The organism is Streptomyces sp. NBC_01520 (assembly GCF_045040375.1).
GTDB lineage: Bacteria > Actinomycetota > Actinomycetes > Streptomycetales > Streptomycetaceae > Streptomyces.
In genome coordinates, this window is sequence record NZ_CP109404.1 from 6,362,985 (window position 1) to 6,385,569 (window position 22,585).

Annotated in this window: 17 protein-coding genes and 1 pseudogene; 15 read left to right on the forward strand and 3 right to left on the reverse strand. The window is 67.8% G+C overall.

Annotated elements, in window-relative coordinates; translation table 11 throughout:
• Positions 1–359: 359 nt before the first annotated feature.
• The 3 genes from OG524_RS28745 to OG524_RS28755 all read left to right on the forward strand — a co-directional run bounded on the left by OG524_RS28745 (position 360) and on the right by OG524_RS28755 (position 2,056).
• Positions 360–632 carry a type II toxin-antitoxin system RelE/ParE family toxin gene (locus tag OG524_RS28745; RefSeq protein ID WP_405812512.1) on the forward strand — a complete coding sequence of 91 codons (273 nt, stop codon included), beginning with the start codon at positions 360–362 and terminating at the stop codon, positions 630–632.
• Positions 633–662: 30 nt separating this feature from the next.
• A complete protein-coding gene (locus OG524_RS28750) occupies positions 663–1,781 on the forward strand; it encodes a helix-turn-helix domain-containing protein (RefSeq protein WP_405811924.1) in 1,119 nt (372 codons plus the stop codon).
• A gap of 113 nt (positions 1,782–1,894) precedes the next feature.
• Complete coding sequence (locus OG524_RS28755) at positions 1,895–2,056, forward strand: hypothetical protein (RefSeq protein ID WP_405811925.1); 162 nt, start codon at positions 1,895–1,897, stop codon at positions 2,054–2,056.
• 7 nt (positions 2,057–2,063) lie between these two features.
• Here the strand turns inward: OG524_RS28755 and OG524_RS28760 are convergent, their stop codons facing one another.
• Both OG524_RS28760 and OG524_RS28765 read right to left on the reverse strand, forming a co-directional pair.
• Complete coding sequence (locus OG524_RS28760) at positions 2,064–2,423, reverse strand: WD40 repeat domain-containing protein (RefSeq protein ID WP_405811926.1); 360 nt, start codon at positions 2,421–2,423, stop codon at positions 2,064–2,066.
• The gene (locus tag OG524_RS28765) at positions 2,383–2,862 is read right to left on the reverse strand and encodes a WD40 repeat domain-containing protein (protein WP_405811927.1); all 480 of its coding nucleotides are present in this window, start codon (positions 2,860–2,862) and stop codon (positions 2,383–2,385) included. Before OG524_RS28765 ends, OG524_RS28760 begins: the two co-directional genes overlap by 41 nt.
• Before the next feature lie 235 nt (positions 2,863–3,097).
• On the opposite strand from OG524_RS28765, the gene OG524_RS28770 reads away from it, so the two are divergent.
• A complete protein-coding gene (locus tag OG524_RS28770) occupies positions 3,098–3,880 on the forward strand; it encodes a hypothetical protein (protein WP_405811928.1) in 783 nt (260 codons plus the stop codon).
• Positions 3,877–4,458, forward strand: coding sequence for a type II toxin-antitoxin system VapC family toxin (locus OG524_RS28775; RefSeq protein ID WP_405811929.1), 582 nt, complete (start codon positions 3,877–3,879; stop codon positions 4,456–4,458). Before OG524_RS28770 ends, OG524_RS28775 begins: the two co-directional genes overlap by 4 nt.
• A gap of 122 nt (positions 4,459–4,580) precedes the next feature.
• On the opposite strand, the gene OG524_RS28780 is transcribed toward OG524_RS28775, so the two are convergent.
• A complete protein-coding gene (locus OG524_RS28780; RefSeq protein ID WP_405811930.1) occupies positions 4,581–6,341 on the reverse strand; it encodes a hypothetical protein in 1,761 nt (586 codons plus the stop codon).
• 275 nt (positions 6,342–6,616) lie between these two features.
• On the opposite strand from OG524_RS28780, the gene OG524_RS28785 reads away from it, so the two are divergent.
• The 10 genes and pseudogenes from OG524_RS28785 to OG524_RS28830 all read left to right on the forward strand — a co-directional run.
• On the forward strand, positions 6,617–7,069 hold the full coding sequence (locus OG524_RS28785) for a hypothetical protein (RefSeq protein WP_405811931.1): 453 nt from the start codon (positions 6,617–6,619) through the stop codon (positions 7,067–7,069).
• Positions 7,066–8,457: a hypothetical protein gene (locus OG524_RS28790; RefSeq protein ID WP_405811932.1), complete on the forward strand. Its 1,392-nt coding sequence runs from the start codon at positions 7,066–7,068 to the stop codon at positions 8,455–8,457. The genes OG524_RS28785 and OG524_RS28790 overlap by 4 nt, the downstream gene beginning before the upstream one ends.
• Entirely contained in the window at positions 8,457–8,780 is a 324-nt protein-coding gene (locus tag OG524_RS28795) for a hypothetical protein (protein WP_405387798.1), read from the forward strand. The genes OG524_RS28790 and OG524_RS28795 overlap by 1 nt, the downstream gene beginning before the upstream one ends.
• A gap of 107 nt (positions 8,781–8,887) precedes the next feature.
• On the forward strand, positions 8,888–9,367 hold the full coding sequence (locus OG524_RS28800; protein WP_405811933.1) for an ATP-binding protein: 480 nt from the start codon (positions 8,888–8,890) through the stop codon (positions 9,365–9,367).
• A 73-nt stretch (positions 9,368–9,440) separates the two neighbouring features.
• Complete coding sequence (locus tag OG524_RS28805) at positions 9,441–10,700, forward strand: DUF262 domain-containing protein (protein ID WP_405811934.1); 1,260 nt, start codon at positions 9,441–9,443, stop codon at positions 10,698–10,700.
• Positions 10,693–11,877 (forward strand): DUF3696 domain-containing protein, encoded by a 1,185-nt coding sequence (locus OG524_RS28810; RefSeq protein ID WP_405387795.1) that lies wholly within the window; start codon positions 10,693–10,695, stop codon positions 11,875–11,877. Before OG524_RS28805 ends, OG524_RS28810 begins: the two co-directional genes overlap by 8 nt.
• 77 nt (positions 11,878–11,954) lie before the next feature.
• Positions 11,955–12,902 carry a hypothetical protein gene (locus OG524_RS28815; RefSeq protein ID WP_405387794.1) on the forward strand — a complete coding sequence of 316 codons (948 nt, stop codon included), beginning with the start codon at positions 11,955–11,957 and terminating at the stop codon, positions 12,900–12,902.
• A 111-nt stretch (positions 12,903–13,013) separates the two neighbouring features.
• Complete coding sequence (locus tag OG524_RS28820) at positions 13,014–19,760, forward strand: DEAD/DEAH box helicase (RefSeq protein WP_405387793.1); 6,747 nt, start codon at positions 13,014–13,016, stop codon at positions 19,758–19,760.
• On the forward strand, positions 19,757–22,012 hold the full coding sequence (locus tag OG524_RS28825) for a UvrD-helicase domain-containing protein (protein ID WP_405811935.1): 2,256 nt from the start codon (positions 19,757–19,759) through the stop codon (positions 22,010–22,012). The genes OG524_RS28820 and OG524_RS28825 overlap by 4 nt, the downstream gene beginning before the upstream one ends.
• Before the next feature lie 251 nt (positions 22,013–22,263).
• A pseudogene (locus OG524_RS28830) lies at positions 22,264–22,488 on the forward strand (ABATE domain-containing protein); the annotation flags it as partial.
• Positions 22,489–22,585 lie beyond the last annotated feature (97 nt).

Genomic DNA, 22,585 nt, shown 5'->3' on the forward strand with positions numbered 1-22,585 from the left:
TGAAGAGTCGTTCGCCGCCGCTGTCGCAGAGGGTCGGCCCGGCAATGGCAGGGGGGTGCTGTCGTTCCTGGCGTGAGCCTCTTTGATCTTGGTGGCCGACCTGCGCGGAGTGGGGCGGGTTGTCTGGGTGGGTGCTGCCCACGTACGGTTCGCGTCGATCCGTCATGTTACTGGTCAGTCTGATGGTCACCTCAAGCTACGACTAGGTACGATGCTGTGATCTTGGGCTACTGGGCTGGCCCCTATCTCGATAGGATGACGTTTACCGATTTCGTAAACGTTCGCCGGGGGCGGTGGGTACAATGGACGTGTCGTACGCGGATCGGAAGGTCGGCAAGATCTGTGAGTCCGAGAGGGAGATGCGTCGGACGTACGGAGCCGAGTTGGCCAGAAAGATCGCGCAACGCCTCGCTGCGCTGCGCGCAGCGGAGAATCTGGAGGACATGCGGCCACCAGCGCTCGGGAAGTGCCATGCAATGTCAGGCGATAAAGATGGATGCCTGTCCCTGCATCTCACAGCCAACTGGAGGTTGGTCTTCTCTCCGACGGAACATGAGGAAGACGAACAGGGTGGCCTCAAGTGGGCAAGCGTGACGGCCGTTACCATCGAAGAGATCGAGGACTACCACTAGCGAGCAGTATCCGGAGTGGGGGTAACGCACATGAGTAACAAGAGCGCTGTCCGTGAACTGTATACTGCTGGTGAGCCGGATTATGCAGTTCCGCCGGGCGAAACCATTCTTGAGTACCTTGAGGACTCCGGGATGACGCAACGAGAGTTTGCCTTGAGGGCGGGGCTAAGCCCGAAACACCTTAATCAGCTCACTAAAGGCACCGTTTCACTTTCGCCGGACGTTGCCGAGAAGCTGGAAAGTGTCACGGGGATCCGTGCACGTTTCTGGAATCGGCTTGAGGCTGACTACCAGTCCACGAAGAGGCGTCTGCGAGAAACGCGAGACGCGGTCGCCTTTGATGAATGGTGCAAAGCGCTTCCGGTAAAAGAGCTGATCGGTCGTGGATATATTCCGCAGGAGCCGTCGGACAAGGCGTCCCGTTGGGAGCAGCTCCTCGCCTTCTTCGGAGTCTCAAGCCTGAGCGCGTGGGCGGAACTCTACGAGACGCCAGCTGTGGCGTTCAGGCAGACGAAGGCTTTCGAAGCCAAGGTGGGGGCTGTCGCAGCTTGGCTTCGTCTGGGAGAGGTCGCGGCACAGGCGACACCGTGCGCTCCATTCAATAAAAGCGGTCTGCAAGCGGAAATCCCCAAGTTGCGTTCCCTGACGTTGCTTGCGCCGGAAGTCTTCGGGCCAGAGTTGGTGAAAACCTGTGCCCGCAATGGTGTAGCCGTGGTCTTCGTGAAGGAGATTACGGGTAGTCGATCCTGCGGCGCAACGAGATGGGTATCGCCGACAAAGGCCGTTGTGCAGTTGAGTCTTCGCTACAAGAGTGACGATCAGTTCTGGTTTACAGTGTTTCACGAGCTGGGTCACGTTCTGCTGCACAGCAAACAAGGCGTGCGAGTCGAGCCGGATCGTAAGGGGGAAATGGATGACCCAAGCGAGCTGGAGGCTGACAGGTTCGCGGGAGACGTCCTCATCCCGCCACAGCATGCGGTTCGCCTAGGTGGATTGAAAACTATCGACAGCGTCAGAAGGTTTGCCCGCGAAATCGGGATTGCCCCGGGGGTCGTAGTGGGTCGCCTTCATCACGAAGGGAAGTGGCCGTACAGGACGGGCAACGGGCTGAAGCGCAAACTCGACCTTGTCGACGAGTTTGCAGACTAGTGCTGCAGTTCTTGAAGGGACGCCACCATGGCGAGGACCATGTAACTTCGCACCTACACAGTCCGCGACGGCCTCCCCTCGACGAGTGGGTGCGGCGCTGGCAGGCGGACATCGTGCCGTTGCGCCTGGAGCTGGGGTTCGAGATCGGCGGCGCGTGGGTCGATCGGCAGCGCAACACCCTGTACTGGTCGTCGTCTGCCCGCAAGGCCATGAACCTCGACCCGGACGACTACCTGGTGAGCACGGATGACCGGACGGTGGAGCAGCGCTACTGAGCTGCTCTCACGTCGTTGTGAGCGGCAGCAGGTGACGACGGCGTTCGTCCTGGGTCAGGGTCCGGAACACCCGGCCGCGGGCATGAGCCTCAAGCTGGTCGTAGTCGGGGGAAGCCGGCCAGATGCGGGCCGTTCCGTCGAACGAAGCGGTCAGCAGGCGTGTGCTGTCCTGTGACCAAGCGACCGACGCCACCTTGTCCTGGTGGACGCCGACAACCGCGATCTCCTCGATGGTGGAGGCCGACCAGACTCGAACGGTGCGGTCGTCCGAGCCCGTGGCGAGATACTGGCCGTCCGGGGACCAGGCAACTGTTCGGACCCGGCCTTCATGACCTTTGAGGACGTCGAGACGCCGACCGGTAGCCACGTCCCATACCGCTGCGGTCCAGGTTTCGGCCGCGGGTGATGACCCGTTGTTCGTCCGGTGCCCACGAGACGTCGTCCGCGTAGTTCTCATGACCGCGCAGAACGGTGAGCTGCCGGCTCTCGGGTACGTCCCAGAGGCGGCACGTGCGGTCGTCGGACGCGCTGGCCACGTACCGGCCGCTGGAGGACCACGCAACACTTCCCACCCGGTCCTGGTGGTCTGTCAGGACGGTGAGTTCAACTCCCGTGTCCGCCTCCCGTACGCGTACGGTCCTGTCGTGTTCGCCCGTCGCGACGCGGTCTCTCTGCGGTGACAAGGCGCACGCCTCGATGACCTCACCCTGCGACTCCACCAGCGCGGAGCCGGTTTCCTCGATGATCCGGAAGAGACCGTCGTTGGTGACGAAGGCGAGCCGTTCGCGCTGCGGCGACCAGGCCATGGCGTCCCTCTGGCTGAGGGCTCGTCCGCATACAGGCGCAGCCGGACCGGGGAACGCTTCGGGTGCCGTGACTGCCCGCCCTGTGAATCGTTGTCGTCTTGACCCGGTAGACGATCGGGAACCGGGCGGAAGTGTCGCGGCCCAGGCACGCGACACAGACGTACGTGGAACGGCTCGACGTACACCTGCGCCGTTGGCTGCCACGTAGGTAGTCTGCGCTGACTGGGGGTGAGTCGTGGATGTCGAGATGAAGGTCGAAGGGCAGCTCGGCGACATCACGTTGTCTGCTCTGCAAGACGTGATCGGCGGTCTCAACCGTCTGCTTAAAGGTATGGGCGGCGGCGGGGAGTGGAGCCTCGCGGGATTGGCCGAAGGCAGCGCCGATCTTGCGGCTCGGCCGCTGGACCATGGAGACGCTGATGTCGGCCACCGGCTGCTGTGCGTCGTCCGGGAACTGGAAGAGCGCCCAGAGATTCCGTCGTGCGAAGACGAGACGACGGTGAGGAGAGTCGCGGATCTCACCGGATTGGTGGGGAGGCGCGGGGTGGCAGGCCTTCGGGTTCGGACCGATCGTTCGTCTCCGTGGTCGCAGGCTGTCCCACTGACGCCGGCTGTCCGGATGCACGCTCTCCAAGCGGTCAAGGTCAAAGTACGAGCGCGCAGTTCGTTTCAGGGACGGTTGGACAAGGTCAACCTGCGAGGGAAGACCCCTCAGTTCTCGTTGTTCAACGAGGCGCGAGGGCTGGCCCTCCGCTGCAACACGACAGATGACGAGGTAATCGATCAGGTGAAGCGGCACATGGGTGAGATCGTGACGGCTCGGGGGGACCTGTCGCGCAACGCCAGTAACCAGCCTGTGCACCTGCGTGTCGACCGACTGAAGTTGTTCGAGGCTCCGCAAAGACAAGTGAGCGTGGAGGACTGGGCCGGTGTGGCACCTGACTGGACGAATGGCCTGAGCTCCGTGGACTTTGTACGGCGCCAGCGCGACGCGGGCGCCTCCGAGGACGGCGAGTGAGCCGCCCGCGCAAGTCGGTCGCGCCACGTATCTACTTGGACTCCTGCATCTTTATCGAGGTGATCAAGGGGATGACTCGCGCGGGAGGCGACCACGAGGACAAGTTCGATGCCTGCTTCAAGCTCGTGCAGGACTTTGAGCAGGGGGCCTGCTCTCTGGTTATGTCGGAGCTCGTCTATACCGAGACCTTCCACAAGGGTGAGGCCAAGCTGACGGACAAACGGCGCAGCCAACCCGCGCGCGGAGCAACGCTCGCCGCGGCGAGCGACCTGATCGATGGCTGGTTCCGGCGTTCGGACATCATCCGGGTCGAGCTGCACCAGGAGATCGCGGAGGAAGCCCGTCGCCTGGCACTGCGCCACCGGCTGGACTCCCACGACGCGGTTCACCTGGTCACTGCGCTGGACGAGGGATGTGAAAGATTCATCACGCTCGACAAGAACCTGTTCGACCAGCTCGCCGATGTGGACCTGGGGCTGCGGGTCGAGGTTCCTTCCGCTGAGTGGGAAGGGCAGACGAGCCTCCCGATCCCCGGCCAGCAGCGGCTCAGGGTGATCACCGGAGAGGGATCCGGGTAGAACCCGTCCGGCTCGGTGCTACAGGGGTGTATGGGTCATGCCGCTCGGCCGCTCTTCCCGGTCGAGCGGTCGGACGGCCAACTCGCCCTTACCGCACCGACGCCCCAGGCCTGCTCGGCATCTCAGGTCGCGGCCGCGGGTTCGGTCGGTTGTGTAGCCCTCGTGCCCGTGCTCTCGCCCTTCGTGCCCGCCTCGATGGAGGCGAAGGGCCGCCGTTGAAGCGCATCGCGTTCGACGTCCGGGATCGTCATCGACTCGGCGAGCGCTGCGGCGAGCGCGTCCACCTGCGTGGTGTCGATGTCGGTGTGGAAGAGCCACCGGATGTTCTCGTCACGCGTGATGAGATCGATTGCCAAGCGCGCGCTCTTGTCCTGTGTGGTCGCTGCTCGGACGTATCGCACTCGGTCGATCGGGATGTCCTGACGGATCTCGGCCTGCTCAAGGAATGCGCTCGTCTTGGCCGTGATGATGCGGCGATCCGTGACGGCGACCAGCGTCTTCACCTCGGCCTTGTCCTTCGATGCCACCAACATCTCCATCGCTCCGCCGAGGATCGCGGAAATCGAACCGGGGCCATCGAGCTGGTCGGGGAAGCCGAGGACGCGCAGGGTCTCCTCGTCGTCGAGGAACCATCGCAGGATGCGGAGGTACGGCTCGAGAGTCAGCGATTTGGGTGCGCAGACGGCACCCGGAGCCTTGAGTGGAGGGGCCGGTGGATGGAGCACATCGGCAAGAGGCTGGATTGCCTCCAGAAGACGGGCGGAGGTTTGGCGGGCTGCCTTCGCGTCCTTCCGCTTCCCCGTGAGTGACTGTGCCAGTGTGTCGCGTCCGGGGAGCTCGGCCATGCGCAGCTCCCGTGTCAGCGAGTCGACGAGGCTCTTCGTGTCGGCGAGAGCGGAGTCGAACTCCGTGCGAGTGTCGCGCACGATGACATCGACGAGCCGCGCCTCGCCGGCGTCATCGCGGCCGGCGTCTCTCGCCTTCCCGACTTGAAGCGCCTTGTACCCGGTCCAAGCCTTGAGGGAGTCCAGCAGGGCGAAGGCGTCGAAGAAGATGGCCTCGGCGTTCGTCTGGAGATACTCACGGCAGCGCCGCGCATCGTTCCGATCGATCTTCCCGACGTGGCCGCCGACGTTCCGCCGGTACAGGTCGAGCTGCTTACGCAGCGACGCTTCACTGCCCGCGACGCTTTCCCACAAGGAGGCTGGGACCGATTCGATCTCTCGCGCCTGGTCAACCGCGCGATCGATGGTGGCGACGAGACCCGTCAGTTCGGCCCGCTGCTCGTTGCGGATGCTTGTGAGTACCTGGCCTGTCAGCTCGACGTTGGTCCTGACAAGGCCCGTGACCTCACTCAGCTGCATCTGAAGGGCGATCATGGCCAGCGCCGGCCCGATCGAGGCCGCGGTCTTCGCCGTGCTCACCGTCTTGACAGGGATGAGGCGGGCCTGAGCGAAGAAGCGGCCCCCGAACATCACTGTTCCGAGGTTCGCGCCGTCCTTCACCGCGAGCGTTGCGCCGGCGTTCAGCAGGGCCTGTGTCGCGTCGCTGATCCTGTAGAGGCCCTGCGCGTTGGCAAGCGCGCTTGCGAGGTTTCCGGCCACGGTCGCCGTGTCTCCGATCGCGGCGAGGACTGCGGAGATCTGCTTGCGGTCGGCGGTCGACACGAGCCCGAAGTCGAGCAGATCGGGCTTGAGTTCCGCCGGGACCTCACCGAAGACGACGGCGATTCCCGGGAGCACCTCCGCGAGGACCGTTGCTTCCGTCGTCGAGCCGATGCCCGAGTCGGGTGTCGGACCATCCACGACAGGTGAATCGGCGGCATCGCTCCGGCCGTTCTCCTCCGGCTCGGCGTTCTCCATCGAGTCCGGAGAATCCTGCATGCGATGTCCTTCCGCAATGGCGTGCAACGGCCGGACGCCGTCACCGTGCACTGCCGAAGTGTACGGCTCAACTCCTGCCGACCGAGGCCGAATTCACCGGGTGATCGACCTCCGAAGAGCCGAGGGCGGATTGCGCTGCCCCGCGTCCCGGGCACTACACAGAGGTGTACGCCCGCCTACTGCCGCCTGAGGTTCGCGCCGTTCCGAGGGGTGTCGGGACACATCCGATAGGATTATTTGCTTCATGCCAAGAGGCGGCCACTGCAGGGGGATGCGTGTCGTTCGATGAGGAATGGGCCGGCCTGAAGGCCGAGGCGCAGGCACGCCGGGCTACCGGTATGCGGCTCAATCAGCTGCCGGCCGACCAGGGGGGCGGCCCCGGAGGTGCGCACGCCGCTGGCGCACTCGACTACAACAGCGCGTCCATCAACGGAAACGCCAATCTGCTGATCGAGATCGCGGGTTTTCTGCACGAGGGGCGGCCGGATGGCGACCTGTGCACCCTGGCGCGGGAACCCAGGGCGCACGGTGACGTGGCCGCGCAGGTCGAACGCTTCGGCAGATTCGCTGACGATCAGTACCAGGACGCGGTCGCGCTTTACGCCGCTCTCGCCACGCGACTCAAAAGCACCGGGGCGGACTTCGTGACGGTGGACGACGGCAATGCTCAGCAATTCCTGGAATCGATCCTGCGTGACGGCAGCTACATACCACCGGAGGCGAAGTGAGCGGGCTGAGTCACCGCAGCGATGTCGAGTTTCTGGAAGGCTGCAACCCGGCCCTCGTGGAGCGGAACGCCGATGAATTCCTTCGCATACACAACATGCTGGCGGAGGCTGACGAGCCCGCTGAGCGGGCTGAGAAGAAGACGCACTGGCACAGTGAGGGAAGCCGGCACTATGAGGCTCGCGTCGCTGAGGCACGCAAGCTGGTGACCAACCTCGCAGAGGGCTACGGCAAGGCAGCCGGTGCGCTCAGGAGCTATGCCTACGCGCTGACGACCGCGAAGAGTCACTACTCCAACGGCAAGGCCAATGAACAGGCACTGGCTGAGCTGATCGCCACCAAGGGCACCGCGATCACCCGTGAGGCTCAGGACGCGGAGCCCATGCGTCAGTGGGAGGACATGCGGGGCACGACGGGCGTGCTCGACTTCTTCGCCGAGTTGACCATGGATGTGGACGACATCAAGGACGAGGCGAACCGGCTGCATGATGCCGCGGGAGGTAATTTTCACCTTGCCAGGACGACGGAGAAGGAAGCTCGCGACATCTGCGTACACGTCATGAAACAGGCCTACGACCTGCTTCCGGAATTCCGACTGCGAAACGTCCCGCGCGTGGACATCTTCTCGGCCATCGCCGCCATGCAGCGCGAGGCTCATGAGGCCAGTAGCAATCCTCTCACCCGTCTCCCCGGTAGCGGCCCCAAGCACGACTACGCCGCCCAGGTCGGGGACAGTCCCGTCTCGCCGACGCTTCGTGACATTCGGATGCAGGTGGCAAACCTGCCTCAGGCGAAAGACGGATACTGGGACCCGCCGTCCTCGGACCAGGAGAAGAAGGACTGGATCGCCGCGAACAGAGAGATCATCCAGGCTGCTGCAAATAATTCCGGACTACCCGCCGACATGGTCGCAGGTATCGCATGGCAGGAGATCGGGGGCCAGTACGGGTGGATGGACGACCTCACCGACACCGCTCGAGAACAGGCTGACGCTCCCTGGGGACTGAGCCCGATCTCGCCGGAGAATCTTCCGTGGCGCGTTGGCGGAGACCCCGACGAGACGTCCTTCGGGCCCATCGCCATCCAGGTCCGACGAGGCGCCGAGGTGCTCGGCTACGATCCGGACAACCTCACCGAACACCAACGCTCGGTTGTGGAGGAGTCGCTCCAGGACCCAGGACAGAACATCTTCATCGCGTCCGAGTATCTGGCTCAGCTCAAAGCCGAGAGTGAATTCGTCGACGTGCCCGCGGAGGAGATGACACCCGCTCAGTACCAGGAACTCGCCGCGCGGTACAACGGCGGACCCTACTGGGAGGGAAGTGACGCTCAGGCATACGGTCGGGGTTTCGACAACGACCTCTCCCACGCCAGGGAGGCGATGCGCTGATGTCCGACCGTACGGAAATCAGGCACGCGACCGAGGACGGCGGGTGCCTGCGCTGGGTGATGGCCGTACCTCTTGGGATCCTGCACCTGCTCGCGGCCGGTCTCTGCTACTCGGCGTGGACGATCCGCCCGTCGGGAGTCTGGGACAAGGACGCATACGGCGCCATCACACTGCTGTGCTTCCTCACCATCGCAGTCAGCGCCATCGCTCTGGTCATCACAGTGGCCCCTCCCACGGTGCGGCGCGCGATGGGCCCCTGGTGGCTGGCGCCACCGCTGACCCTCAGCGTGCTTGCGACCGTCCGGTGGGTCCTGGGGGCCTGAGGGTCGCACTCCGCGCGACCCGGCGTCACCCCGTGTACCGGTACGCCCGCTCACCGTACGGCCTGCTGATCTGGTGACCCGCGCCGGTCCGCGCCACCTTGGCCCTCATGACCACCCCCGCCACCCCCACGGCTCCCAGCGGCCTGCCACTGCGTGCCGCCCACACGTTCACCCAGCGCTTTAGCTCCACCCCGCGCGGCGCCAGGCTCGCCCGACGCCTGGCCGTGCTCCAGCTCGACCGGTGGGGCATTCCGCTCGGCAGCGAGCTGTCCGATACGGCCGCCCTGGTCGTTGCCGAGCTGGCGGCCAACGCCGTCACGCACGGGCGGGTGCCGGGGCGGGATTTCGAGCTTGTGCTGAGCCGCGCCCCCGGGGCCGTCCTGCGGGTCGAGGTGTCCGATGCGAGCGGCGAGCGCCGACCGCCCGCACCAGGCAGCCTTGGTCGACCGGGGCCCGCCGACGACGCGGGCCGGGGGCTGCTCCTCGTGGAGGCACTGGCCGACCGGTGGTCGGTGCACGACCGGGTGCCTGTCGGGAAGACCGTTCGGGCGGAGTTCGACCTGCCGTGCCGTCCGCAGCATTCCTGAGCCACCGCCTCTATAGGCTGGTCCGACGGGCGGCGACGCACAGCGGGACGGCGAGGGACGGTGGGGTAACGGCATGGACGAGCTGGAGGACAGCGGCTTCCGGCGGCCGGCGGGACGGGAGAAGACTGTCGGCTACCAGCGTTATGTCGCCGATTGGGAGACGGACCCGATCCCGGGCGTGCACAGCCCCCTCGAGATCGGATCGGACGGATTACCGACCGGGGTCGAGCTGGAACAGCCGGCCGACGAGGTCGAGTCGCAGACCGGGGTGTTCCCGTTCGAGCCGGAGAGCATCAAGATCGAGACCCAGGCCAGTACGGTCGATCTGCTGCTCTCCCGGCTCCGGGAAAAGATGATCGACCTGGCTCCGGACTTCCAGCGGCGGGCCGGCATCTGGAGCGACGTCCAGCAGAGCAGGCTCATCGAGTCGCTTCTGTTGCGCATCCCGATCTCGTCGTTCCACATGGCCCAGGACGAGGACGACAACTGGGCGGTCGTCGACGGCATCCAGCGGCTCACCTCGATCGCACGCTTCATGGCGCCGGAGGCCGTCGGCATGGAGCCGCTGGCGCTGCGCGGGCTGGACTATCTGCACGACTTCAGCGGCAAGCGGTACAACGACCTGAGCGGCCGGCTGCGCATCCGGCTGCGCGAGACCCAGCTCGTCGTGCACATCATCCAGCAGGGCACGCCCGAGGACGTCACGTTCAACATCTTCGCCCGGATCAACACCGGTGGCATGCCGTTGACCCGTCAGGAGATCCGGCACGCGCTCGTCAAGGGAGACGCCCGGGTGTTCCTCGCCGATCTGGCCGAGGAGCCGGCCTTCGGCGAGGCCACGGGCTGGAGCATCTCCAACGAGCGGATGTCCGACCGGGAGATGGTGCTGCGCTTCCTGGCCTTCCGGCTGTCGGTGCCGGCGGACTACCGGCAGCGGGACTTCGACCAGTTCCTGGTCGACACCATGCACCGCATCAACCGTCTGTCACCGCAGCAACGCCAGGACGAGGCGCGGCAGTTCCGCGAGGCCATGAAGGGCGCCACTGGCATCTTCGGGCAGTACGCGTTCCGGAAATGGCGGGGGCAGGCCCGCAAGTCGCCCATCAACAAGGCCCTTTTCGAGACAGTCGCCGTCAATCTCGCGAACTTGGCCGATCATGAGCGTGACGCGCTGGTAGCGTCCGGTGACAAGGTCCGCGCGGGGTTCTTCGACCTCATGAAGGACTGGGACTTCGACCGGGCCATCTCCATCGCCACCGGCGATCCGAAGAAGGTGCAGCGGCGGTTCGAGGACATGGGGAAGCTCTTCCGGGGGGTACTGAGCAGTGATTGAACGGCTGACGCTGACCAATTTCAAGGCGTTCCAGCACGCGGAGTTGCCCCTCGCGCCCCTCACCCTGCTCACCGGGCTGAACTCCTCCGGGAAGAGCAGCGTCCTCCAGGCCCTGGCCCTGCTCCACCAGTCGCACACCGCGGGGGACCTCGACCACGCGGGGACGCTGGCCCTGGAGATCGCGGGAGGCAAACCCCACCGGACGCGGCACGACAACGGCTTCCTGCTCAACGGCGAGCTCGTCACCATCGGCGTCGGGCAGGACGTCCTGCACGAGGACTTCACCGGGGACGAACCCGCGATCACCCTCGCCGTCAGCGAAGGCGCCTATCGCTACTCCTGGACCGTCGGATACGCCCCCGAGCAGAATCTGCTCCCCCTGACCTCCGTCGAACTGCCGCTCACCGAGGGCGCCGACCGGCCGACCGGCGACGCGGCGACCGTCCCCGGCTACTTCACCGGCGGCTTCCAGTACCTCCACGCCGACCGCATCACCCCGTCCGAGCGCTACCCCCGGGACCACCACATGGTGATCGGGCGCGGGTTTCTCGGAGTACGGGGGGAACACACCGTCAACTTCCTCCGGCACCACGCCCGCGACGACGTCCCCGACGGTCCGATGCGCCATCCGAAGGCAGCCTCACACCGGCTTCTCGACCAGGTCAACGCCTGGATGGGCGACCTCTGCCCCGGCGTGGACCTGCAGGCCACACCCATCGACGGCACGGACGCCGTCCGGCTGTCGTACGGCTTCCCGGACGGCCTGTCCACGACCAGGCGCCGCCCCACGAACGTCGGCTTCGGCCTGACATACGCCCTGCCGATCGTCGTCGCCTGCCTGACCGCCACGCCCGGTGCGCTGGTGCTGCTGGAGAATCCCGAGGCGCACCTGCACCCGCACGGCCAGACACGGATGGCGGCGCTTGCCGCCGCCTCCGCGGCGCAGGGCGCGCAACTGGTGGTCGAGTCCCACAGCGACCACGTGCTCAACGGAATGAGGCTCGCGGTCAAGGAGGGCGTCCTCGCCCCCGAACAGGCTGCTGTGCACTACTTCCGCCGCGAAGGCGGGGACACGCGGGTGATCACTCCCCGGATCGACGAGGACGGGCTGATCGACCAGTGGCCGGACGGCTTCTTCGACGAGCTGGAGAACACGCTCGACCAGCTGCTCGACTGAGGAGTCAGCTGACCCGAGCACGTACACCACGACCGGCACCGGGGCGGGGCCGGGCACCATCGCGGAGGGGGCCACACATGCCGCTGCTGTTCCTGAACGAGATCTCCTGCGGTACCGGCTGCGAGCCGGCACACGCGGACCGGGCCATGACGGAGTTCGCCCGGACGACCCGGGTCGTGGCCAAGGAGGACAGGACACCGACCGTGCTCGTCAGCGCGGTGGAGCTCAAGTCCTTGCAGATCGCCGAGGGTTACCCGATCGGGAAGTGGGCCGGGAACCCCCGCAACAGGGACGCCTGGGTCCGGCTGCGGCAGATGCAGAACAAGTCGCCCTTCAAGGTGGCCTTCCCGGAGGAGAAGGAGCCGTACGACGTCGAGTACCGGCACGAGGGGATCCGGGCCGACGGGATCGGCGCCGCGCACCTGCTCGACGGGCTGGCCGTGTCCTTACCTGTCGCGGCCCGCTGGGACACCTCGTCGCTGCGGGTGGAGCGCGAGCAGCTCGTCGACGCGGACGACGGCGGCACGGACACCGAAAGCGGCGAGGTCGAGGTACGGCACCTCTCGGCACGGGACCATGTCGAAGACCATCTGACGTGGATCCGCGAGCGCGCCGCATGGCTGATCAGGACCGGACTCGCCGACGTGCACAGCGGTGCGACGCTGTGGGAGAAGCGGGCCGAACTGTTTCCGCGACTGGGCTTCCTGCCCCATGTGGAGCAGCAGGTGCAGGCGTTGCTTCCGGTCCAGCTGCCCGTCGTCCTCAGGCGGCTCGCCGAACTGGACAAGGCGATCACGGACTGGGACCCGGACACCCGCCCGGAAGGCCCCCTGTGGCCCGGCTCCACGCGCCCCGAACACGAGCAGCGCCGCAGGTCGTGCTGGTTCACGGATCTGGACGGGACGCAGCAGCTTTTCGACCTGCACTTCAACATTCCGCCCAAGCCCGGCAGGCTGCATTTCCGACTCGTCCCGGAGACGAGGAAGGTGCACGTCGCACACATCGGCAGGAAGCTCGGCGTCTGACGGCGGCGTGCACCGGGCCACGGAACGGGAGTGCCCGGGCCTCCGCCGGATCCGGGGACCGGCCCGGCCGTTACCGTTGGCCTCCCGGAACCACCGAAGAAGGAGGGGCGCGTGCGACCGACTCTCGCCGCCGAACAGGTACGGGGCAGCCTCGGCCAGTACCTCTCGACGACGTACGCGCTGGCCGACGAAGCCACCCGCAGCGCCCTGGAGCACTTCCTCGCCGACGCGGACGACGGCATCTTCCGCGGCCCCTACCTGAGGATCCGCACCCCGTTCCGAGCGGCCGAGGACGACGGCTGGCAGAAACACCTGACCTGGTGGCCGCGCCCCTTCCGGCCCCACCGGCACCAGGAACAGGCCTGGGAGCGGTTGTCCACTCTGCACGGGCCGGCCAGACCGACGCTCGTCACCACCGGCACGGGATCCGGCAAGACCGAGTCCTTCCTCGTCCCCCTCATCGACCACTGCCTGCGTGAGCGGCAGGCAGGCCGCGAGGGCGTCAAGGCCGTCCTGCTCTACCCGATGAACGCGCTCGCCACCGACCAGGCGAACCGCATCAACACGTACCTGGCCGGTGACGACCGGCTGAAGGGAACGGTCCGGGCCGGTCTCTACATCGGGGACACGGCCTCGCAGGATTTCAAGCAGTCGGTGCCCGAGGTCGCCGTCGACCGGGACGAGATCCGGCGCACGAGGCCCGACATCCTCATTACCAACTACAAGATGCTCGACCTGCTGGTGCAGCGCCCCGAGGACCAGCGGCTGTGGAAGGACTCCTCGCTCACCTACGTCGTCCTGGACGAATTCCACACGTACGACGGTGCGCAGGGCACCGATGTCGCGATGCTGCTGAGGCGGCTCGGCGCCGTCACAGGGCTCGCAGAACCGGGCCGGCCGCTCGGCCCGGTGTGCCCGGTCGCCACGTCCGCGACCCTCGGCGAAGGCGGCACCGACGCCTCCGCCACGTCCATGCTCGCCGTGGCCGAACAGGTCTTCGGCGTACCGTTCCCCCCCGACGCCGTCGTCGCCGAGGACCGGCAGAGCATCAAGGACTTCGCCGGGGAGACCGACTTCTCGCTGCCCTTCCCCTCCCCTCACGACGTGCTGGAGCACGGCGACCCCACCCGCGACGAGGACGCCGCCGACCGGCTGATGGCGGCCTTCACCCACGAAAGCGGTCTGACCCCCGGGCAGCTGGGGGAGCGGTTGCGCAGCCACCGCTTGACCGCCGCCGTGCTGGAGATCCTGGACGGCGCTCCCCGCACCATGGCCGACGTACTGGAAGGGCTGCCACGGTACGCCTACCACTGGGGCATGGCCGTCCAGCAGCGGCCCGAGGTGGCCGCCGACGCCCTCGCCCGCTACATCGCGCTCCTTTCGATGGCCCGCGACCCGAAGGATCCCGCGCGTCCCCTGCTGTCGATCGAGATCCACCACTGGGTGCGCTCCGTGTCCCGGGTCCTTCGCGGAGTCGGCCCCGCACGGGCCGAGTTCCGCTGGGACGACGAACGCATCAAGCCCCTGGGCAAGCCGGTGCCCGAGTCCAGGACCGGTTCCGACCCCGGGGCGGCGCTCCCCGAGCCCGCCGACGAACGGCCGGCCGAGCCCGGCGACGACAGTGCCCCGCGGCCGGCCCAGACCTTCCTGCCGGCGATTTTCTGCCGCGAGTGCGGTCGCTCCGGATGGGCGGCGTTCTCCCCGGAGGCCGACCCCGCCACCCTGGAGCTGGACGCGGGCCGGATCCGCCTCGCCTCGGTGGGACGGGACAAGCGCCGGGTCCGCAACATGATCGCGGCGACCGGCGCCGAAGCGTTCACGACCGCCTTCGCCCGGGAACCCGTCCGCAGCGGCTCCACCGTCATGCGCTTCGAGGCGGATTCCGGGCGCCTCGTCCCGCTGTCGCCCGAGACGGACTTCGAACCCCGGCACGGGGACTCCGGAACCCCCCGCTCACCGAGAGCCCTGCACGACGCCGCGTTCGTCGTCGTCGACCTGGCCGGTGACAGGGCGGCCGATAGGGACCAGTGCCCCGCCTGCCGCACCGTCAACAGCATCCGCTACCTGGGCACCGGACTCGCCGCACTCGCCGCGGCCTCTCTCACTCAGCTCTTCACCGGCGGCGAGCTCATCAAGGAACTGGGGGAGAACAAGACCCTCCTGTTCAACGACTCCGTTCAGGACGCCGCACATCGTGCCGGTTACGTGGCCAGCCGCTCGTACACCTTCTCGCTGCGCTCCCTGATCGCCCGGCGCATCGACGAGGACACCCCCATCGCGCTGAACGACCTCGCGGCGGACATCATCGAGGAGGTCGCCGAACGGCAGGACGTACGGGCCGCCGTCATCCCGCCCGACCTCCATGTCGTCAAGGGCGTCGACACCCTCCTGTCGGAACGCAGCAGAGGCTCCAAAGCGACCTGGGAGCTGATCGCCCAACGACTCGCCTTCGCCACAACCCTGGAGTTCGGGCTGCGTTCCCGCCAGGGCCGAACCCTCGAACTCACCCGCACCGTCGCCGCCGACGTGCCCCTGCCGGACACCGACGCGGTGGCGGCCCTCGTATGGGAGACCCTGCGCACCACACCTGGTGACATCGCCCTCCCCGACGGCTCCGTACCCGGACCCGAGCGCCTCGTCGGCTTCGTCCGGGGCCTTCTGGAGAGATTGAGAACCCGGGGCGCGATCCGACACCGGTGGCTCGACGACTGGATCGACCAGGCCGGAGTGCGCCGCTGGCCGATCTGGGGCGGCCGCGCCCCCGGCATGCCTGCTTTCCCTCCCGGAGTCTCCGCCCCTTCCTTCCTGCTCGGCAGTCCCAAACAGGGCAGTGACGACTTCGACGTACTGACAGGCCGCCTCGGCTGGTACCAGGACTGGGCCGTGCGTGCTCTGGGGCTGCGCCGGGAGGCGGCAGGCGACTTCCTCCTTCGCCTGCTGCCCGCCCTCGCCGACCTGGACGTGCTGTCCGTACGCACCGCGACCGACGGCAGCACCCGCGTCTACGGTCTCCAGCCCGGCCACATCCAGGTCCGCAAGCTCGCCGACGATGTCGTCGCGGACGCCACCGTGCACTGTGAGGACTGCTCCTGGCAGCAGGTCGCGCACCCCGACCTGGCCGACCAGTGGCACGGCCAGCCATGTCCTCGCTACCGCTGCGGCGGAAGTCTGCGCACCGGCCGTGACACCGGTGCAGGCCTGCGGCAGCGGGACTTCACCGAAGACTTCTACCGGCGTATGTACCGCGATGCCGGGGTCTTCACCATCAACACGGCCGAGCACACCGGCACCCTCGGCCGCGCCGAGCGCGAAGCCGTGGAGAAGGCCTTCCGAGCCGGCGTACGGTCCCACTACGCCAATCCGCAGGTACTCTCCTGCACGCCCACCCTCGAACTCGGCATCGACATCGGCGACCTCTCGGCCGTCGTCCTCGCCTCCCTGCCCAAAGGCCCCGCCAACTACGTCCAGCGGGTGGGCCGGGCGGGCCGTTCCACCGGCAACGCCTACCTGCTCACCATGGTCGACCGGGGACCGCGCGACCGGTACTACCTCGACGACCCGACCCAGATGATCGCCGGCGACATCCAGCCCCCGGGCTGCTTCCTGTCCGCCGTCGCCATCCTGCGCCGCCAGTACCTCGCCCATCTCCTGGACCTCGCCGGTGCGGGCAGACTGAGCACAACGGACGCCGCAGGCACTGTCGCCCCGCTCCCCAGGCTGGCCACCGCCCTGTTCGGCACCTTCGGATGGCTCGACGAGTTCAAGACCGCCGCCCTCGCCGACGGAGCACGGCTCGTCGAGGTCTTCCTGGACCTCCTGCCTCCGTACGACGAGGAGCACGGCACCGGAGTCAGTCCCGAAGCCGCCACCGCACTGCGGACGTTCGCCACCGGAACCGCAACGCCCCAGGACGCGGCCGACGACGAAACCCTCACCGACGCCTTGGACCAGGCCGCGGCCCGCTGGGCGGAACGACGCGGCGAGATGCAGCGCCGTGTCACCGCGATCGACCGCGCGAACGCCGAACTCGTCGCGGGCGACCCCGAACACCAGCGCCGCTCCCGCGAACTGCGCGCCGAACGCCGCGCCGTCGCACGGCGCGCCGGCGAGATCGCCCGGGACACCGCGCACAACGCCCTCGTCGACTTCGGCCTGCTCCCCAACTACAGCCTCGCCGACTCCGTCACCGAACTCGAAGCCACCCTCACCTGGCGAGAGACGGGTGACGACGGCAAGGAGACCTACGAGAGCAAGGTGCTGCGCTACGAACGCTCTGCCAAGCTCGCCCTCACCGACCTGGCACCGGGCAACCACTACTACGTCCAGGGCTACCGCCACCACATCACCGGCCTCGACATCGGCAGCCCGGAACGCCCCGCCTGGCGCTGGTGGCGGGTCTGCCCCGACTGCGGACACGTCCGCGAGGACAACGCCCGGCAGGACACCTCACGCTGCCCTCGCTGCCGGTCGCGCGCCATCGGCGACGTCGGCTGTCTCCACCGGGTCCTGGAGCCCCACCGGGTCCACTCCCGAGACGTGCGCGACGACGTCCGGGTCCGTGACGACACGGAGGAGCGGCGGCGCCGGCACTACACGACCGTGGCCGCCGTCGACATCCCCCACGACAAGGTCGACCAGGCCTGGGAGCACGATACGGCGGTGTTCGGCTGGGAGTTCAGCCGACAGGCGACCATCCGCCACATCAACACGGGTGCCTCCCGCGTCGAGTCGGGGGCCCCGTCCGGCGACGCCTTCGCCGGGAAGGAGGTCCGCCTCAACCCCTTCTGGGTGTGCGAGTCCTGCGGCTTCGCCGACGCGGACGGCGGCCCGGCGCAGCAGGACGCGCTCGTACCGGTGAAGACCGCCTCGTACCACCGGCCCTGGTGCCCCCGGGCCCGGGACGCCGCACCGGAGGGCCAGGGCAACGGCGGCGTACGGGTGCTGCTCGCGCACCGGTTGCGCACCGAGGCCCTGCGCATTCTCATCCCCGCCGTCACCGCCCAGACCCAGGAGCGATTGGTCTCCTTCAAGGCGGTCCTCCTCGCCGGCATCGCCCGAAGCTACGGCGGCGACCCCGACCACCTGGCGGTCGTCACCGACTCCATGCCCGCCGGAGAGGGCAGTGACGCCGAGATCCGGCGCCACTTCCTGGTCCTGTACGACACGCTTCCGGGCGGCACCGGCTACCTGCACCGCCTCGCCGGCCGGGACGGGCTGCGCGGTGTCCTGGAGCTGGCCCGGCAGACCATTCAGGCTTGTGTCTGCGTCAAGGAGAACAGGCCGGTCTGTCACCGTTGCCTGCTCAGGCACGTAGCCGACAGCGAGTACGCCATGGTCTCGCGGGACGAAGCCCTCGACATGCTCGGTGAACTCTTCGGCGAGACCGGCGGCACCTGGAAGGTCAAGGAGGCCACCACCACCCAGCAGATCAGCCTCGTCCCCCAGCTGGAGAGCGAACTCGAAGCGCTGTTCCGGCGCGGGCTGCTCGCCTGGGCCGAGAAGGACGACGAGGTGAGCGTCCGCACGGCGCACCGCCCTGACGGCGACCACGCCACCGTGCTGCGGTTCACCGCACCCGACGGGACCGTCAGCGGATGGCAGATGGAGACCCAGACCGACCTCGGATTCACCCGCCCCGACGTGGTCTTCCGATCCCTCGACGACGACAGGCGACGCGTCGCCGTCTATCTCGACGGCTATCGCTACCACGCGAGCCCCACGCACAACGAGATCGCGGGCGATGCGGCCAAGCGCACCAGGCTGCGCGCCGAACAGGGCTGGCAGGTGTTCCAGTTCACCTGGGACGACGTACAGGCATGGACGGGACGCGGACCTGTGCCCACCGACCCGGTGTGGCACCCCTACCAGAACACCGCTCAGAAGACGGCGCTCGACGTCCACCGACGCCTGCACGGCGGCGACACCCGTGACCTGCCGCGCCACGTCTGGGCCAACCCCGTCGAACTGCTCATCGGCTATCTGACCCGCCCGCACGCACCGCTGTGGCGCGCCTGCGCCCAGAGCGCCCTCGCCGGCTTCGCCGCCGTGTCCGCGACCAGCCGGGCGCTGGCCGACGGGCCGGCCGTCGCCGAACGCATCGGCGACGCACTCGGCGGGAAGCGGCTCTCGGGGGGGAAGGGCGCCGTCCAGATCATGGCCACCCAGGACGCGGCCGGCTGCCCGCTGACGGTCGCACTCGACCTGCGTCAGGGTCAGGCAGGAGCCGTATGGAGTGCCCTCGCCGTCCTTGACGACAGCGCGGCAGCCCTCGGCGGGGACGAGCGCGCCCATCGCAGGCGCTGGCAGGCGTGGTTGTACTGGACGAACCTGCTGCAGTTCCTCAACGACGGCGAGGGTGACGGCATCCAGCTGGCAGCGAGCGGCCTGGCCGGATTCGACCCGCTCGAACTTGCCGTCACCGGTGGTGCCGGATGGCTCACCACACAGCGCCGGATCCACGAGCCGACGGGCGGGACCACGGCTGCCGCTGCCACGGCTCCGCGCGACGAGGCGTGGAACGAGGTCATCGAATACCTTGTCGAAGATCCCGGCCTGCCCGCTCTCGCCGCCGCCCTGGCCGACCGAGGCACCCCCGCACCCCAGGCCGGGTACGAACTCGGCGACGCCGCCTGGCCCGCAGAACTGGCCTGGCCCCACCACCGTATCGGCGTGGTACTGGCCCACCGCACGGGCGCGGACGGTGCCGTCGACCAGGACGCGGCCGACCGCGACGAGGCCTACTGGCACGCGGGCTGGATGGTCCGCACCGCCACCGAGTGGGACGTACAGGAACTGGGCGACGTCCTGTCCGCGCCGCCCGCACACGACCCGAACCACGACGAGGAGCACGACCGATGAACACTCCTTCCGTGCCCGCCGAAGGCGCCACACTGCGTCTGCTCGACAAGGCGGACCGGGAGATCGCCAAGCTTGACCAGAAGACCCTTGGGGCGGTGTACGGCTTCCAGCGCGACTTCCGCAAAGCCCCCCGTTCAGGCGGCTTCGACCTCAGACAGCACACGGAGGACGGACGCCTGTGGTCCGCGCGGGTCGACCGGCAGGACCCCACCTACCGCGCGCTGCTCCTGCGCCTGACGGACGACGACTGGCTGCTCGTCTCCGTCAAGCACCGCGAGCACATCGACGAGCATGTCGACCGGCTGGCGTACGGCATCAACCGCATCACCGGAGCGATCGACTACGTCGACCTCAAGGATGTCGCGGACGCCGTTCCCGAGGAGATCGAGTCCGTACCTGACGGTGCGCGCCCGCTCTTCGCCGATTACACCGCCGATCAGCTCGCCGCGCTCGGTGTCGCTGAGCCGCTCATCTCCATCGTCCTGAAACTGACCACGGACGACGAGGTCCGGGGCCTCGCCACGTTTGCCCCCCGGCACACCGCGGAAGTCCTCCTCCGGCTGCGGGACGGCACACCGTACGAACTGGTCAGGGAACAGGTCACCGAGCCCGTGGCCGTCGCCGCGACGGACCGTTCCACCGACGCGGACGACTGGCAGGCGGCCGGTGAACGCTCACCGGCCGTGGTCATCACTGACGACGAATCACTGCAGAGCATCATCGAGGAAGGTGACTTCGGCCGCTGGAAGATCTTCCTGCACCCGACGCAGCGCAAGCTGGTGGACCGTACGTACAGGGGTGCTGCCAAGGTCGGCGGCGGCCCTGGGACGGGTAAGACCATCGTGGCGCTCCACCGGGTCAAGCACCTGGTCGACCGACTGCCCCCCGGGCACAGCAAACCGGTCCTGTTCACCACGTTCAACAAGAACCTCGCGGCCGACCTGCGCGCGAGACTGCTGTCCCTCGGAGGCATCGACACGCTGGCCCGTGTGGAGATCGTGCACGTCGACCAGTTGGCGACCCGGGTCGTCCGGGAGGCCGACCCCGGCAGTGCCAAGCGGCGCATCGACGACGGCCAGGCCCTGCGCGAATGGCGGCAGATGCTGGTCGAGGCGGGCGAGGGACGCTGGGAGGCCGAATTCCTGAGCGACGAGTGGAACCAGGTGGTCCTCGGCCAGGCCGCGCATACCCGTTCCGACTACTTCCAGGCCCGTCGGGCGGGACGCGGACGCAGTGTGAACCGTGCCGAACGAGCCCAGATCTGGCAGCTCACCGAACGCTTCACCCAGCGCCTGGACCTCAAAGGCCTCGAGACGCACCGGCAGGTCGCCGAACGTGCGGCCCGGCTGGAGATCGCCCGCAAGGCGAAGATCGACGAGGCCCAGCGGATGAAGGACGACAACGGCGGCCTCGGCAACATCCACGTCGAATCCGGCTCAGGCGCCTGGCTGCGCTACCGCTACCGGCACGTCGTTGTCGACGAAGCGCAGGATCTGAGCCCCGCGCACTGGAAGATGCTGCGGGCCATGGTTCCCACCGGCCCCGACGACATCTTCCTCGTCGGCGACACCCACCAGCGCATCTACGACAATCAGGTCACCCTCGGGAGCCTCGGCATCAACATCCGCGGCAGGTCGGCCAGACTCACTCTCAGCTACCGCACGACCCGCGAGATCCTGGGCTCCGCGCTCGGCCTCCTGGAAGGCACGGAGTACGACGACCTCGACGGCGGAGCCGATGAACTGTCGGGTTACCGCTCCGTGCTGCACGGCCTGCGCCCCACCCTCCGCTCAGCCGGGAGCTGGCAGGACGAGTTGGATCTGGTGGCCGACCAGGTGCTCGCCTGGCACGACGTGCCCCGCGAATCGGTGGCGGTCTGTGTGCCCACGAACGACATGGTCACCGAGGTCGCGTACCGGCTGAAGCAGCGGGGCATCGAGCCGACCGAGATCACCTCGGACGGGCCGAAGAAGCCCGAGGGGGTGCACATCGGCACCATGTACCGCTTCAAGGGCCTGGAGTACCAGCGCATGATCATCGCCGGTGTCTCCGAGGGCTTGGTCCCCCGGGCATCGGTCGACCAGTGGGAGAAGACCGACCGTACCCGCCACAAGCGTGAGCTCCAGCGCGCCCGCTCGCTGCTCTTCGTCGCGGTGACCCGTGCGCGGGACGCCCTCGTGATCTCGTGGAACGGAGAAGCAAGCCGTTTCCTGACGCCCTTGCGGGCGGCTGCCACCGATCGGAACCAGTGATCGCCACACCGCAGGACGTTGGAGCGGGATCACACATCGGGACGGAATCGCCCGGCCTCGGGCGCGAAGTCCCACGGTTGTCACTGCACCCCGCCAAATCTGTATATGTTCAGGTAGTGGCCTTTCGGGTAGGCCTCGGTCAGATGCAGGACCCACGGTCGACCGCTCTCGAAGAGCTTCCGCTCACCGGCGAACCGCTGCCCCTCGATCCGGTGAACACCGTCTACATCAAGGGCGGTGTTCGCGGCAGGATGATCGACGCCCTCGCCCAACCGCCGGACCTCGACGTTTGGCTTGCCGCACAGCGTGTCCGGTTCCCCGCGCCGGTCGCTGACGAAATGCTCCGAGCTGCCCCTGCGGATTCGTCTCTCTTCGAGGACTTCCTGGGCCTGCGGCGCTCCTTGCGGGCGCTCGCCGGTGTGCGTACGGCGGGTGGTATCGCGGAACCGGCCGATCTCGCCGTGCTCAACGCCTGGGCCCGCCGGGCCGCCTCGTGGCAGGAAACTGGTGCAGGGGGAGGGGCTCATCACGGTGATCGGCCGCCGGTCCGAGGACGATCCTCGGCGCGCGGCT

Bases quoted from the DNA above. Each gene is read 5' to 3' on its own strand.
- OG524_RS28745 (WP_405812512.1), top strand. From the start codon at position 360: ATGCGTCGGACGTACGGAGCCGAGTTGGCCAGAAAGATCGCGCAACGC.
- OG524_RS28750 (WP_405811924.1), top strand. From the start codon at position 663: ATGAGTAACAAGAGCGCTGTCCGTGAACTGTATACTGCTGGTGAGCCG.
- OG524_RS28765 (WP_405811927.1), bottom strand. From the start codon at position 2,862: ATGGCCTGGTCGCCGCAGCGCGAACGGCTCGCCTTCGTCACCAACGAC.
- OG524_RS28780 (WP_405811930.1), bottom strand. From the start codon at position 6,341: ATGCAGGATTCTCCGGACTCGATGGAGAACGCCGAGCCGGAGGAGAAC.
- OG524_RS28795 (WP_405387798.1), top strand. From the start codon at position 8,457: ATGTCCGACCGTACGGAAATCAGGCACGCGACCGAGGACGGCGGGTGC.
- OG524_RS28800 (WP_405811933.1), top strand. From the start codon at position 8,888: ATGACCACCCCCGCCACCCCCACGGCTCCCAGCGGCCTGCCACTGCGT.
- OG524_RS28805 (WP_405811934.1), top strand. From the start codon at position 9,441: ATGGACGAGCTGGAGGACAGCGGCTTCCGGCGGCCGGCGGGACGGGAG.
- OG524_RS28815 (WP_405387794.1), top strand. From the start codon at position 11,955: ATGCCGCTGCTGTTCCTGAACGAGATCTCCTGCGGTACCGGCTGCGAG.
- OG524_RS28825 (WP_405811935.1), top strand. From the start codon at position 19,757: ATGAACACTCCTTCCGTGCCCGCCGAAGGCGCCACACTGCGTCTGCTC.